Source organism: Vibrio sp. R78045 (assembly GCF_042466085.1).
Taxonomy (GTDB): Bacteria; Pseudomonadota; Gammaproteobacteria; order Enterobacterales; family Vibrionaceae; genus Vibrio; species Vibrio cyclitrophicus.
Genome location: NZ_JAXHBS010000013.1, coordinates 1,672,150 through 1,685,649, shown reverse-complemented (window position 1 = coordinate 1,685,649; position 13,500 = coordinate 1,672,150). Strand labels below are relative to the sequence as shown.

At 42.9% G+C, this 13,500-nt stretch carries 14 protein-coding genes; 9 read left to right on the top strand and 5 right to left on the bottom strand.

Going from position 1 to position 13,500, the window contains the following annotated elements:
• The first annotated feature begins 19 nt into the window (after positions 1-19).
• Together norR and SJY39_RS17935 are read left to right on the top strand one after the other, a co-directional pair.
• A complete protein-coding gene (gene norR / locus SJY39_RS17940) occupies positions 20-1,612 on the top strand; it encodes a nitric oxide reductase transcriptional regulator NorR (protein ID WP_016768129.1) in 1,593 nt (530 codons plus the stop codon).
• Positions 1,613-1,701: 89 nt separating this feature from the next.
• Positions 1,702-2,061 (top strand): glutaredoxin, encoded by a 360-nt coding sequence (locus SJY39_RS17935; protein WP_010430193.1) that lies wholly within the window; start codon positions 1,702-1,704, stop codon positions 2,059-2,061.
• A 122-nt stretch (positions 2,062-2,183) separates the two neighbouring features.
• Here the strand turns inward: SJY39_RS17935 and SJY39_RS17930 are convergent, their stop codons facing one another.
• Entirely contained in the window at positions 2,184-2,819 is a 636-nt protein-coding gene (locus SJY39_RS17930; protein ID WP_016768131.1) for an OmpA family protein, read from the bottom strand.
• A gap of 269 nt (positions 2,820-3,088) precedes the next feature.
• Here SJY39_RS17930 and SJY39_RS17925 point away from each other — a divergent pair, with 269 nt between their 5' ends.
• The 6 genes from SJY39_RS17925 (at position 3,089) to SJY39_RS17900 (ending at position 8,764) form a co-directional block, all read left to right on the top strand.
• Complete coding sequence (locus tag SJY39_RS17925; RefSeq protein WP_010430200.1) at positions 3,089-3,715, top strand: thioredoxin domain-containing protein; 627 nt, start codon at positions 3,089-3,091, stop codon at positions 3,713-3,715.
• Between the two features lie 76 nt (positions 3,716-3,791).
• Complete coding sequence (locus SJY39_RS17920; RefSeq protein ID WP_016768133.1) at positions 3,792-4,265, top strand: FKBP-type peptidyl-prolyl cis-trans isomerase; 474 nt, start codon at positions 3,792-3,794, stop codon at positions 4,263-4,265.
• A gap of 216 nt (positions 4,266-4,481) precedes the next feature.
• On the top strand, positions 4,482-5,072 hold the full coding sequence (locus SJY39_RS17915; RefSeq protein ID WP_010430206.1) for a TetR/AcrR family transcriptional regulator: 591 nt from the start codon (positions 4,482-4,484) through the stop codon (positions 5,070-5,072).
• A gap of 180 nt (positions 5,073-5,252) precedes the next feature.
• Positions 5,253-6,284, top strand: a complete 1,032-nt coding sequence (locus SJY39_RS17910) for an NADP-dependent oxidoreductase (RefSeq protein WP_016785323.1) — start codon at positions 5,253-5,255, stop codon at positions 6,282-6,284.
• A gap of 34 nt (positions 6,285-6,318) precedes the next feature.
• Positions 6,319-6,939 carry a glutathione S-transferase family protein gene (locus tag SJY39_RS17905; protein WP_010430209.1) on the top strand — a complete coding sequence of 207 codons (621 nt, stop codon included), beginning with the start codon at positions 6,319-6,321 and terminating at the stop codon, positions 6,937-6,939.
• Positions 6,940-7,087: 148 nt separating this feature from the next.
• Positions 7,088-8,764 (top strand): RluA family pseudouridine synthase, encoded by a 1,677-nt coding sequence (locus tag SJY39_RS17900; protein ID WP_016799580.1) that lies wholly within the window; start codon positions 7,088-7,090, stop codon positions 8,762-8,764.
• A gap of 151 nt (positions 8,765-8,915) precedes the next feature.
• On the opposite strand, the gene SJY39_RS17895 is transcribed toward SJY39_RS17900, so the two are convergent.
• The 3 genes from SJY39_RS17895 to SJY39_RS17885 all read right to left on the bottom strand — a co-directional run bounded on the left by SJY39_RS17895 (position 8,916) and on the right by SJY39_RS17885 (position 11,337).
• Complete coding sequence (locus SJY39_RS17895; RefSeq protein ID WP_017076090.1) at positions 8,916-9,209, bottom strand: YkgJ family cysteine cluster protein; 294 nt, start codon at positions 9,207-9,209, stop codon at positions 8,916-8,918.
• 174 nt (positions 9,210-9,383) lie between these two features.
• Positions 9,384-10,568 carry a D-alanyl-D-alanine carboxypeptidase family protein gene (locus tag SJY39_RS17890; RefSeq protein ID WP_010430221.1) on the bottom strand — a complete coding sequence of 395 codons (1,185 nt, stop codon included), beginning with the start codon at positions 10,566-10,568 and terminating at the stop codon, positions 9,384-9,386.
• A 172-nt stretch (positions 10,569-10,740) separates the two neighbouring features.
• Positions 10,741-11,337, bottom strand: a complete 597-nt coding sequence (locus tag SJY39_RS17885; RefSeq protein WP_016799581.1) for a DUF4136 domain-containing protein — start codon at positions 11,335-11,337, stop codon at positions 10,741-10,743.
• A gap of 268 nt (positions 11,338-11,605) precedes the next feature.
• On the opposite strand from SJY39_RS17885, the gene SJY39_RS17880 reads away from it, so the two are divergent.
• On the top strand, positions 11,606-11,860 hold the full coding sequence (locus SJY39_RS17880) for a YgjV family protein (protein ID WP_010430226.1): 255 nt from the start codon (positions 11,606-11,608) through the stop codon (positions 11,858-11,860).
• Between the two features lie 112 nt (positions 11,861-11,972).
• On the opposite strand, the gene SJY39_RS17875 is transcribed toward SJY39_RS17880, so the two are convergent.
• Complete coding sequence (locus tag SJY39_RS17875; protein ID WP_010430229.1) at positions 11,973-13,436, bottom strand: sensor domain-containing diguanylate cyclase; 1,464 nt, start codon at positions 13,434-13,436, stop codon at positions 11,973-11,975.
• Between the last annotated feature and the right edge of the window lie 64 nt (positions 13,437-13,500).

The window sequence follows — 13,500 nt, the reverse complement described above, 5'->3', positions numbered from 1 at the left end:
CACACAGTTAGAGTTTTTTATGCAAGATATCTCCGCATCTACCCTCATGGAAATGACCATTGGCCTCGCGAGTGGTGTGAACGATCAAGATCGTTTTAATCGCCTTATCGATGCCATTCGTAAAACCATAACGTGTGATTGTGTCGCGCTTTTAAGCCTTCAAGGCGACACTTTAGTCCCTATTGCAATGCAAGGGCTTAGTCGAGATACATTCGGTCGTCGCTTTATCATTTCAGAACACCCGCGTTTTGAAGAAATCTGCGCGTCTCGCTCTCCTGTTCGTTTCGATGCCGACAGTTCCCTACCCGATCCTTTCGATGGTCTGCTGATAGACCATGATGGCGATCTGCCAATGCACGCTTGCATGGGCTTGCCTTTGCTATTTGGCGATAAGCTACTGGGAATTCTGACGCTAGACAGCCTGAAACCCGATGTTTTCGCAAATATTCCGGCTCGTAACCTAGAAGTTCTAGCTGCTATTGCGGCTTCAAGCATGCAGATGGCATTAACCTTCTCTCAGCTTGAGCATCAAGCAAAACAGTCTAAACAGCTATTAGAAGAACTAAACGTTGAAGCGTGGGAACGCGACGGCGGCGAGTTGATTGGCAACAGTGACACTATGGTCGCGCTTAAAAATGATATCGCTGTTGTAGCGCCTTCTGAATTCAACATCCTGATTCACGGTGATACGGGGGTGGGTAAAGAATTAGTAGCTCGCACCCTGCACCATCAATCACAGCGCAAACGTAAACCACTAGTTTATGTTAACTGTGCTGCGATCCCTGAAAACTTGGTAGAAAGTGAACTGTTTGGTCATGTACGTGGCGCCTTTACCGGCGCAGATAAAAACCGTTTGGGCAAATTTGCTTTAGCAGATGGCGGCACCCTGTTTCTTGATGAAATTGGTGAATTACCATTGGCCGCGCAAAGCAAGCTGCTGCGAGCACTGCAAAACAACGAGATCCAACCTGTTGGCCAAGACAACATCCAAACCATCGATGTTCGTGTTCTGGCTGCAACCAACCGAGACTTAAAGCAAGAAGTTGAAGACGGCCGATTCAGAGCCGATTTATACCATCGTTTGAGCGTGTACCCTATCGCGGTGCCTGCTCTAAAAGATCGTGATGACGACATCAGCTTGCTAGCGGGTTTTTTCTTAGAACAAGCGCGTCGTAAGCTTGGTATCAACCAAGTTAAGTTCCGTTCTGATGTTCTGGTATTCCTAAACCGTTACGGTTGGCCAGGTAACGTTCGTGAGCTTGAACACGTTATCAGCCGTTCAGCACTTAAAGCATTGGCGCGCAGCACAAATAAAAACCTAGTTACGATTACAAAAGAAGACTGTGGGCCTCTAGACCAAGATCAGCCCATCGCGACAACACAAGTAAAGAATACGCCTTTATCAACACCAACCATCGATCTTTCAGCCGGTTTACGTGGTGCAACAGACGATTTCCAACGCAGCATCATTACTGAAGTGTTAGAAGATGCCAATTTTAACTGGGCACAAGCGGGACGAGTTCTAAAAACAGACCGTGCAAACCTAACTCGGCTTTCTAAGCGTTTAGGACTAAATGTGGCTAAGTCTCACACGATCGAACGGACAAAATAGATATTAGCGGTTTGTTGCGAGCATCTGACAAAACTTGTGTATATAATGCTGCAAATTGTAACGCTAATTTTAAATATGTAGAGAGAGTTATGAAGTTTATCCGTTGGTTTTTAGGTCGTGTCATCTTGCTATTGAATTTTGTTTTCAGCCCTCGTGGTGTGAAACGTTCTCAAGAAGAGCAAAGCAAAGTGAATGAGCAAGCAAAAACGCACACGTTATACCAGTTCGAAGCGTGCCCATTTTGCGTAAAAGTGCGCCGCGCGATGAAACGTCAATCGGTTCAGTTTGAACTTCGCGATGCAAAAAACAATGAACAACACCGTGCAGAGCTAGAAGCTGGCGGCGGTCGAGTGAAAGTACCTTGCCTACGTATTGAGAAAGACGGCAAAACTGAGTGGATGTACGAGTCTTCAGACATCGTCTCTTACTTAGAAAAACAATTCGCATAAGCTCACAAGCATAGCGAAAGTCAGATACAAAAAAATCCCTCGAATGTGAAGGATTTTTTATTTCTGTTATTTAAGCCTAGTCGAGACAAATCAAACCAATTGAGTAGCGGCAGCTCAAAAGGTTACTTTGCCACAATCAGCATTAACTCGACACGGCGGTTACACGCTTTGCCTTGTGCTGAAGCATTAGTACATGCTGGTACATACTCGCCAAAACCACGGGTATAGATTGAGCGGCTTGAAACGTAGTGACTTTCCAATCGAGCTTTCACTTCTTTTGCGCGCTGCTCTGACAGAGGATCATTGATTCGATCTGTGCCCGTGTTATCGGTGTGCCCTTCAATCACAACATCGATATCTTGGCGTTGAGAAAGGTAGCTACCTAATGTGTCTAACCATTGGTTGTAAGCAGGTTCAGGAAATGCTGAGCCTGTTTTAAAGTTCACATGCTGTTCAAGCTTTACCATCACATGGTTACCCGGCAGAACTTCAAAATCGATACGGTTTTGTCTAAGGAAAACTTCTAGCGGATCATTGGTTGATACGCCGCGACCATAGTTGGTTGTGATAGTGGTTTGTTGACGAGCGTTGTTTTGGATCGCATAACCACGATTACTCGCTAAAGATGTCGTTTGAACCACACCCCATTCAGGATGCATCAAGTCGTAATCAGTTTGTGGCGCGGTTTCTAGCAGATCGCCACCTAACATACCCGTTGGTAACGTCGTTTCACACCCTGCCAAAGCTATGCTTAACATTATCGCTAAATATCTCATTACTTCACCAACCATTCATGCAGATAAACCATTCACTAATGTCTATATCGGCACCAAGAAAAAAACTTTAGACAAAAACTTTAGACGAAAAAAACACATCCAAAAAAAGTGCTTTTGATCACAGTTAACCGTCAACTAGCCTGTCATCACCCGCTAGTTCGAACTGTTTGCATTTATTTACCTTATAATTGTTTTCCAATTCTTACTAAATAGTTAGAATCTCACGACTTCTCAACGCTAGAGCAAACATTATGTTTAAACCACTTACTAAATTCATTACAGCACTCGCTGCCGTGCTTGTTATCGCGGGCTGTAGTGAAACAGATGAGCCACAACAAGGTGTTCAATACGAAGCACTTCCAGCGGCTCTGACTGAATTTAACTTATCTCCGATCACTGAAATCTTCTCTCTTAATTGTGGTCATTGCCGTCAAATGGAAAGTGCAATTCCAGAGATTGAATCACTGACAGACCAAAAGATTGGCAAAGTTCATGTGACTTTCAACGAAAGTGCTCAAATCAGCGCGATGATCTACTACACAGCGGTAATGCAGCTTGACGCAACGCCTGACCACGCTTTCATGGATGAGCTATTCGGTGCGGTTCAAATGGGTGCAGATGCGACTCCTGAACAACGCCAACAAGCTTTAGAAACAGCATTTACTTCTCGTGGTTTGGTTAGTCCATACCAGCTGAATAAAGAGCAACAGGTTGCGCTTTTTGAATACGTTAAGAAAGCAGAAGAAGTCTCAGTAAAAGGTCAAATCAACTCAGTACCAACGTTTATCATCAACGGCAAATATCAAGTACTGACTGCCGGTCACCAAGATGTTACTGGGATCGCAAAAACGATTAACTTCCTTTTGACTCAACCATAGTCACAGCGGTAGTCAATTAATTAACACCCTCTGCATTAACTACGAAACTCAGCATTAACTATAAATAGGTTTTACTATGTCTAAATTTATCATCCCGGTCATTGTCTTTATTTTGGCTGGCTTCATGATCTACCGCACTTGGATGAACCATAAATCTGGCGAAGAAAATATCAAGCAAGGTCAACAGTTCCTCATCGAAAACGGCGCCAAAGACGGTGTGGTTACAACTGAAAGCGGTCTTCAATATCTTGTACTTGAAGAAGGCACTGGTACTGAGCATCCAACTAAGAACAGTAAAGTAACGGTTCATTACCACGGAACACTTATAGATGGCACTGTCTTCGACAGTTCTGTTGAGCGTGGCGAGCCTATTTCATTTGCTCTTAAGCAAGTAATCAAAGGTTGGCAAGAAGGTTTGACTTACATGGTTGAAGGTCAAAAAGTTCGTCTATTTATCCCGAGTAAATTAGCTTACGGGAAAGGCGGCTCAGGTCCTATCCCACCTTCATCGACTTTAATTTTTGATGTTGAGCTAATTGCCATTAAATAACCGAATAGTAATCAAGCAACAATCTCATTGATTTAAGCCCCAACATGCTAGATATGTCGGGGCTTTTTTGTATTTATCCGCTTACCGTTTAGTGCACGCTTGAATCGACAAGTTAAAATCTTCAAGAGCACGCTACCTTAGACGTTATGAAGATTTCACAATGCAGAAAAAACCAACCACTAGACGACTGGTCTAATTTAAATTATAGTAACGTCCATGAACGAAAAAACGAACGATACTCGCCTGCATATTTTGAATGTGGGATATCAATTAATAGTGAACAACGGCTTTAATGGCGTTGGTTTATCGCAATTGCTCAAAGAAGCGGATGTTCCGAAAGGTTCGTTTTACCACTACTTTAAATCGAAAGAGCAGTTTGGCGAAGCATTGATTCAACACTATTTTGAAAATTACATAACTAAAATTGAATCGATCTTAGTGCATGGCGAAGGTAATCATTTTCAACGAATCATCAGTTACTTTTCGCTGTGGACAAAAATTGAAAATGGTACCTGCAACGCTCATAAGTGCTTAGTGGTTAAACTCAGTGCAGAAGTGTCTGATCTTTCTGATCCTATGCGCCAAGCTCTACATAAAGGAGCTGGAAAAGTCACCCATACGATTGAGAATTGCGTTGTTGGTGGTGTTGAAGACGGCTCTATTAAAGTTAATAACAGCCAAGATGCCGCTCAAAACCTTTACTCGATGTGGTTGGGTGCAAGTTTGCTAAGCAAGTTAAGTCAAAGCTCACATAGCTTAGAATCGGCACTGAGACTGACCAAGCAAGTTTTACAAGGTAACGACTAAATACTGAGACCTAAATGCAGGTCACTAGGTGTGTTATCACACAAAAATACACAGTATTAATCGCTATTGATAAAAAATTACCCGCCCTCTTATCAATTTGGTGATGGCGGGATTTTTAGACGACAAGACTAGACGACTGGTCTAATTCTAAATGAACATAATCAAAATTAAGGACATCCAATGACTCAACAAGACAATCGCCGCATCGTATTGGCTTCTCGCCCAGTTGGCGCACCTACTCAAGAAAACTTTCGTTTAGAGACAGTAGCCGCACCAGCAATTAAAGATGGCGAAATGTTACTTCGCTCAGTGTACCTTTCTCTAGACCCATACATGCGTGGCCGAATGAGCGACGCTAAATCTTACGCTGATCCAGTTGCAATTGACGACGTGATGGTCGGTGCAACCGTGTGTCAGGTTGAAGAGTCGAATAACAGCGATTTTGAAATCGGCGAATGGGTATTGGCTTATACCGGTTGGCAAGATCTCGGGGTTTCTAACGGTGAAGGCCTAATCAAACTAGGTAAAGAGCCAACGCACCCTTCTTACGCGCTTGGCATCATGGGCATGCCTGGTTTTACGGCTTACATGGGTTTATTAGATATTGGCCAACCGAAGAAAGGCGATACGCTGGTTGTAGCTGCAGCAACGGGTCCAGTAGGCGCAACCGTTGGACAAATCGGTAAGCTAAAAGGCTGTCGTGTTGTCGGTGTTGCTGGTGGTCAAGAGAAGTGTCAGTACGCTAAAGAGGTTCTTGGCTTTGATGAATGTATCGACCACAAAGCCGACGACTTCGCTGATCAGTTGGCTAAAGCGTGTGACAACGGGATCGATGTATATTTTGAAAACGTAGGCGGCAAAGTTTTCGATGCAGTAATGCCATTACTTAACACCGGTGCTCGTATTCCTGTTTGTGGTCTTATTTCTCAATACAACGCGACTTCGCTTCCTGAAGGCCCAGATCGCATGTCTAGTCTTGTTGGTACCCTACTGGTTAAGCGTATTAAGATGCAAGGCTTCATTATCTTTGATGACTACGCGCATCGTTACAACGAGTTCGCCGTACAAATGACAGAATGGTTGTCACAAGGAAAAATGCAGTACCGTGAACACCTAGTTGAAGGCTTAGACGAAGCACCACAAGCTTTCATGGGCTTATTAGAAGGTCAGAACTTCGGCAAGCTTGTTATCAAAACGAACGAACCTAAATAACTCAATCAGCTGAAGCAGCAAAATAGGCAGAATAATGATTACTTTACATCACCTAAACAAATCACGTTCGAAGCGTATCATCTGGTTATTGGAAGAGCTTGGTGTTGATTACCAAATCAAACCATACCAACGAGACAGTGTCACGTTTCTAGCACCACCAGAATTGAAGTCAGTTCATCCGTTGGGTAAATCTCCAGTCATTGAAGACGATGGCGTCGTGATCACTGAATCTGGCGCTATCACCGAATACCTAATCGACAAATACGGCCAGGGTAAGTTCGCACCAATACGCGGTACAGCAGAATACGTAGAATACTCGCAGTGGCTTCACTTCGCTGAAAGCTCAGGCATTTTACCAATGTTACTTAAGATCTTTGTGATGAAAGACGGCGCCGAGACCAACTTCCTAAGCGGTTACGCAGATGCTGAAAGCCAAAAAATCCTAACCTATGTGAATAATGCACTGGAAGGTAAAACCTACCTAGTTGCAGAAACACTCACTGGTGCTGATTTCATGATGTCGTTCATCGTTGAAATCGTAGGGAACTTTGGAGCAACGGCGCTCTACCCGAATATCGCTAAATACGGTGAGCTTTTAACTAGCCACCCAGCTTACCAAAAAGCAGAACAAGTGGAGTTAGAACACTCGAACTGATCGAGTTTAACTCATTGTATGCCTCCTTAGGGTAAACACAAAAACTAATGAAGCCAAAGCCGATTTATCTTCGGCTTTGGCTTCTCATTTGTCTTCATTTCGACCACAATATCGAACTCTAACTGAACAGCCATAGAGTTTGATCTTAATGTCAGCAAACCTCACTCAATACACACCTCTGCACCTAGTAAATTCGAATGTAGATTTAGCGCTACCGACTCGCTTTACGTTTCCGTATTACTATACCCCGCACCCTACGTGTGAATTAGCTATGCTGCAGCTTCAACAGTCGCTTACGGACTGTGGTGTCAATGAAACCTCGCAAGGTAATCTCTACGCAGTGCTGCTTGTTCAGAATCCAACCACGCAAGAGTTGGGCTACCTTTCTGCGTTTTCAGGCTTGCAGTTAGATCCGGCTTTGATCTATCAGTTAAACAACATTAACTTTGTTCCACCAGCCTTCGATTCAGAAAAGTTTCAATCTCAAAATAGTGCAAACCTCGCTCTGCAGTTGCAACTAGAGAATGACATTAAGAAGCTACAACAGTCGCACAACCTGGACACATTATTGGTAGAGCTTGAAGAGTTAAAAGTCGAATCAGCACAAGCTATCGAGTCCTTTCAGTTAGCCATGGCCGCAAATAAAGCTCAGCGCAACGAACTCAGAGAGCAAGCCAATCACGAAAAGGCATTAGGGAATCAAGAGTTAGCATCGAACCTACTCAAGCAATTAGGTAACCAAAGTAGCCAAGAAAAGCGAGACTTAAAAGGACTTCGTATAGAATGGAAACAGAAGATTGCAGAACGACAATCGCAAGTTGATGCGATAGAAAGTGAACTGAAAAATCGTAAGCAAGGTTACCAAGTCATCTCGGCACAATTGGAAACTCAACGTTTATCGCACTATCACTTTATCAATCAAGCCAAGCAATCCAAGAGCTTGCTAGAATTATTAGACGGTAAAGATGCTCTTGAGGGCTCGGGAGATTGCTGTCTACCTAAGTTGCTCAACTTTGCGTTTGAATGCGGTCTAAAACCTTTGGCGTTGTCTGAGTTTTGGTGGGGGCAACCACCAAAATCTGAAATTCGCCAACACGGTAATCTATACCCTGTTTGCCAAAGCAAAAGCTTCGAGATTCTAGACCATCAACTTATCGGTATTGAATTGGAAGATAACCCTTTGATCGTTAACCCTGCAATCGGCAAATCTTTCGATATTGTTTATGAAGACAAAGAGATCGTGGTGGTAAATAAACCTGACGAATTTCTCTCGGTTCCTGGCAAGTTTATCGAAGACTCAATTTATACACGCATCAAGGCGCGTTACCCAAATGCGACAGGCCCTTTGATCATCCATAGACTGGACATGTCGACCTCTGGCTTATTAATTTTGGCGCTTACAGCCGAATCCAATAAACACATCCAGAAGCAATTTATCGATAGAACCGTAGTGAAACGATACACAGCTCTTTTAGAGGGTGAAATAGACGGTAAATCTGGCGATATCAGCCTGCCGTTGCGTGGTGACATTACAGACAGACCAAGACAGCTGGTTTGCCATAAGCATGGCCGAAATGCAGAAACCTATTGGGAAGCGGTCAGTAGCAACAATGGTAAAACTAAGGTTCATCTATACCCCAAGACAGGGCGTACCCATCAGCTTCGGGTGCATTGTGCTCATCCATTAGGCCTTGGTTTACCGATTCGCGGTGATGACTTATACGGATACAAACGCGAGCGCTTACACTTACACGCTGGCTACCTAAAGTTGATTCACCCAACAACCGGAGAATGGATGGAGTTTGAAGTACCGTCAGAATTCTAGATGACCAATTGTTACTCTTACCCTTTGTGCCGTTAAAACAATTCAGGGTTCTACATCTGCTTAAGATATAAAACCCTGAAATTTGATTTTTTAATGTGCTTATCGCAGCTTAGTAACGTACTTGCACGGCTAACTTTAACACTGTAGGCGTCTAGCCCATCACATCTGTGCGTTGCTCCACACATTCGTATGAGCCCATTTCGAATTCGCGACAGATCCAAGGCCTATTTTCGTAAATAGTGCACATCAGAGTTTCTCTATCTACTGCAGAACACCAGCCATCGTCTAATCTCAGCATGGTTTCACCGCCCCATTCGTCATAAGCAATATGCTCTTCAGGAACGCCCGTATCTGTGATAATCATAACCTCTAAGCGACAACAGCATGCCTGACAATTGGCACATGTGACTTCGGGTTCAGTTACGTTCTTTATCTCTATGGTCATAAGTGACTACATTGCTAAATTTTGCGTATAGTAATCGAAACCGACCGCCACGGCTAATAAAGATAGCGAAGACGGTGCTTTCATCGGTGTATAAACAACAATGGGCCCTGTGATTCACTCACAACGCCCAAAACATTTCAGCTTTCATCACGAACGGATTGCCATTTGTTCTACCTAGAACAAACCCGCAAAAAACAGCTTAATGTAATCCATAATTCGCTTGAAGATACCGCCTTGTTCAACCGCTTCAAGTGCGATCAACGGTTGAGTTTGCACATCTTCACCATCAACGGTGTAATGAACTACACCCAAGGTTTGGCCTTCTGTAATTGGAGCTTTCAGTTCAGAGTTGAGCTCGATAGATGCAGTCAGTTTTTTACTGTCTGACTTAGGCAAAGTAATAAATGTATCTTCTGCAACACCTAGCTTCAATGTGTCTTGCTCACCAAACCACACTTTCTCTTCAGCAACTTGATCGCCACCTTTATGCGGATTTAGCGTGTCGAAGAAACGAAAGCCATAGCTCAATAACTGTTTGCTGTCTGACTCACGACTCTTAACACTTGATGCGCCCATCACGACAGCGATCAGTCTCATCTCACCTTGCGTAGCAGAACTTGCTAAACTATAGCCAGCACCAGACGTATAGCCCGTTTTCATGCCATCAACAGTTAAGCTTCTATCACGAAGCAAACCATTCCGGTTATGCTGTGTAATGCCGTTATAACTGAACGAGCGCTCGCTATATAAGCCATACACATCTGGCAGATCCCGTATAATAGCGCGGCCTAAAAGCGCGATATCGTAAGGCGTTGAGTAAAGATCGTCTGCGTCTAAACCATGTGCATTAGCAAAGTGGGTATTTTCTAGCTTTAAAGACGTAGCCCAAGAGTTCATTAGATCAACAAAAGCGTCTTGTGAACCTGCTACATGTTCTGCGATTGCAACACTAGCATCGTTGCCCGATTGAATAATCAAACCACGGTATAAGTCCATCATTGCGACATCGGTGTTCACTTCAATGAACATTTTTGAAGAGTCCGGGAAGTTCTTCGCCCACGCGTTTTCGCTGATTCGTACTTGATCGTCAGCAGAGATGTTACCTCGTTTCATCTCTTGCCCAGCCACATAACTGGTCATCAGTTTGGTCAAGCTCGCTGGATTTAACTTAGTGTGCGCATTTTTTTCTACCAGCACATCACCAGAATTAAAATCAATTAACACATACCCTTTTGCACCTAAACTAGGTGGGCTTGGTACTATAGAAGGTGCTGCGACAGCTGCATTACTAACCATCGCTGCGTTACTTACAATGAATATACTTAATAGAGGAAGAGAGTATTTGGAAAACAGTTTCATTGAATCAAACCTAAGTTAACGTTTTGACCAGTATAGACAAATGCTAGCAAAAGAAGCGCGAACTTTACGTTGCTTTACGCAAATGTACCTTTAGTTACAAATAAAAAAGTATAATCTGCGATCTGTCCATTTTTTAAACAAGTAATATTGACTCAGTGAATGTATTTAATGTTTAGTTTGAACGTTGTGGCATGTGTCTAAATAGCATCTCAATAAAGCCTGTTATACGCTGTTTACTTTCATTTGGCTCTAAGTCAGATTGAATTCCAGATTGAGCCAACGCCTGCCATTGTACAACTTCAGAGTTAGGGACGAAAAAGACAACATAGAGAGATCCTTTCTCTGCTAGTTTTCCATCGCCGTCATAAAATGGTACCCCCGTTGAGAGCTTAATAGCATTGAAAATAGAGTCGTCATTAAGTACTGACTCCTCAGCTAAACCAAAACCGACAACAACGTCGCCAACACCGCCATCTTGCCTCAACTGATAGCCTTTCGCTGCTAATTGATCTCGAATTACATCACGTACTAGGTCGGTAACCATCGTCTTGTCGTATTTCTTAGACAGGTAGACTTTCTCTGATTCAGGATGCCATGAGTACGTTACGACACCATGTTTCATGAAATCGAAGTCTCCACTCGTGACCACACCATAGCTATGAGTGGGTGGTATTTCTTGCGTTGTACAAGCTACAAGCCCAATTGTAATCAAAGCCAACAATGCTGCTTTCTTTATGCCCCTTGTTGCACAAATAGATCGTTTTATCATTCGTGGCTTCCTTACCTATATAAGAGTAAATATCAATTCAAGCTCCAACATAAACAGTAATTATATTAAGAGATAGTGCATTAAACGTTTGCGTAATCGCTAACCTTCACTTCTGCCAGTTTTGGGGGTTTAATCACAAAAAAGGACTTGGTATAGTCTACCCCGTTAAACATAACCAGACCATTCGAGGCACGGAGCTTCCTCAATCATCTCATGAAGAGAAGAATTGGTACCGACAAAGTATCGGCAAATTTAAGAGGGTCAAACAATGGAATTCAATATGGTTGAAATTTTAGGTTACGCTGCGTCTATTATGGTCGCAATTTCATTAACAATGAAAGACATCGTTCGTCTGCGTGTCCTTAACTTTATTGGCTGTACTCTCTTTACAGCATACGGCGTTATGATTGATGCATGGCCGGTTGTTGCAACCAATGGCTTCATCGCTTGTGTAAACATCTACTTCCTTGCAAAAATGCAAAAGGAAAAAAAAACGGAAGCGATGAAAGCAGCGAAAGCTTAGATTAGCGACTAACACTTTCAAGTAATTCTGAAAAAGCCCAAACCGTTCTTCTCGTACTAAAAAAGGCAGAAGCACAGTTTGGGCTTTTTTATGTCTTTCGTTCTCTAAAGCTTCATGAATAAGCGATGCGGTATTCGTTTTCTCGATATACCTGACAATTATTACGACCGCTCTCCTTCGCTTGATAAAGTGCTTGGTCGGCTTTATCTATCGTACCTTCGATATGAAATAGCACTTGAGCATAACAACACCCGGCACTGATCGTCACTGGCGACACCAAGCCTTGGGTTTGCTCTACGCTATGTCTAATTGCTTCAGACAGTTCATATAACTGACGCTCATCGCAGTCAAAGGTCACCAAAATAAACTCTTCGCCGCCATATCGAGCAATCAGGCGTTCATTATTTACAAAATACTTTAAGGTTTGGGCAACTGCGCAGATCACTTTATCGCCTTCTGCATGCCCATATTGGTCATTAACCAACTTAAAATAGTCAATATCCAACAGGATAACCCCGACACCTTGCAAAGGGTAAGGCGAACAATCTGTTATTTTTAGCTTTACCTGTTCAATAAAGCTGCCCCGGCTGTGAATTCCTGTCAGGTAGTCAAGGCTCGCGACATTTAAGATCTGTAAATGGCGATGGCGTAAATAAAGCACTAAAACCGCGATAATACTGAGCAAACTGACCACAAGTGCCATTAAGCTGACAAGCAGTAACCTATGATTTTTGTTTAGCTCTTGCTCCAGGACACCAGCTGAAATAACCCAATTCAAATACGGGTAAAACTTATAGAAAATATTCTTACTGGTTGTACCGTTGTCTCTAGATATTGAGTAACTGAAATGCCCCTCTGGATTAATCATTACTTTATCAATAAGCAACTCTGAAGAGTAATTGATTAACGCCTTTAACTGCTCATGCTCAAAGCTAGGTTGGAGAACTAATTCACCCTCTAAATCAACAATATAAACGTAACCACTATCACCGTAAGAGTATTTTCTTAGCTTGTCTTTTAGCGCTTCAAGATCAACCAAATACATCAACTCATCTTTATAAGTCGTTGCAACTAAGACATTACCTCCAGGTAGCCTAACGGAGTATGCCACTTTCGCGCGTGGGTTTACCTCGTGTGGATTGGCGTGGTAATACTGTGACATTCCTGACTCTACGCTCAGTTGCTGTCGAATATGCGTTAAATGTGCACGACTTTTACCTTCAAGGAATGGATGGTATAGGTGGATACCTTGTGGTGACATCAAATAAATGTAACCCGACTCTCCGATGGTCAATTCATTAGCAATTTTTTTTACTTCTTGGACTTGTTGCTCAGGGCTGACAAGCAGCATGTGAGACGTCACCGTGTCGGTCACACCCGTTAGATAGGTCTTTATTGCTTCGTTAACTGTGGTGTCTACAATATCGTAACTCGCGTTCACAATTGTACGAAAGAAAAATTGGTTGGATTCTGATAGTGATTCGTTAGTTCGGTTAAATTGCAGAGCTGAAAGAATCAAAGAAACAACAGCCAGAACAATTGAAAAACTAAGAATGTATTTACGTCTGACTGTCAAAGATTACCCCATAATTTTCTAATTTTAGGTAACGTTACTAATTTCCATATAAGCAGACTGTTTT

Excerpts from the sequence above, each read along its gene's own strand:
- norR (WP_016768129.1), top strand. The coding sequence starts at position 20 with ATGCAAGATATCTCCGCATCTACCCTCATGGAAATGACCATTGGCCTC.
- SJY39_RS17935 (WP_010430193.1), top strand. The coding sequence starts at position 1,702 with ATGAAGTTTATCCGTTGGTTTTTAGGTCGTGTCATCTTGCTATTGAAT.
- SJY39_RS17930 (WP_016768131.1), bottom strand. The coding sequence starts at position 2,819 with ATGTTAAGCATAGCTTTGGCAGGGTGTGAAACGACGTTACCAACGGGT.
- SJY39_RS17925 (WP_010430200.1), top strand. The coding sequence starts at position 3,089 with ATGTTTAAACCACTTACTAAATTCATTACAGCACTCGCTGCCGTGCTT.
- SJY39_RS17920 (WP_016768133.1), top strand. The coding sequence starts at position 3,792 with ATGTCTAAATTTATCATCCCGGTCATTGTCTTTATTTTGGCTGGCTTC.
- SJY39_RS17915 (WP_010430206.1), top strand. The coding sequence starts at position 4,482 with ATGAACGAAAAAACGAACGATACTCGCCTGCATATTTTGAATGTGGGA.
- SJY39_RS17910 (WP_016785323.1), top strand. The coding sequence starts at position 5,253 with ATGACTCAACAAGACAATCGCCGCATCGTATTGGCTTCTCGCCCAGTT.
- SJY39_RS17905 (WP_010430209.1), top strand. The coding sequence starts at position 6,319 with ATGATTACTTTACATCACCTAAACAAATCACGTTCGAAGCGTATCATC.
- SJY39_RS17900 (WP_016799580.1), top strand. The coding sequence starts at position 7,088 with ATGTCAGCAAACCTCACTCAATACACACCTCTGCACCTAGTAAATTCG.
- SJY39_RS17895 (WP_017076090.1), bottom strand. The coding sequence starts at position 9,209 with ATGACCATAGAGATAAAGAACGTAACTGAACCCGAAGTCACATGTGCC.
- SJY39_RS17890 (WP_010430221.1), bottom strand. The coding sequence starts at position 10,568 with ATGAAACTGTTTTCCAAATACTCTCTTCCTCTATTAAGTATATTCATT.
- SJY39_RS17885 (WP_016799581.1), bottom strand. The coding sequence starts at position 11,337 with ATGATAAAACGATCTATTTGTGCAACAAGGGGCATAAAGAAAGCAGCA.
- SJY39_RS17880 (WP_010430226.1), top strand. The coding sequence starts at position 11,606 with ATGGAATTCAATATGGTTGAAATTTTAGGTTACGCTGCGTCTATTATG.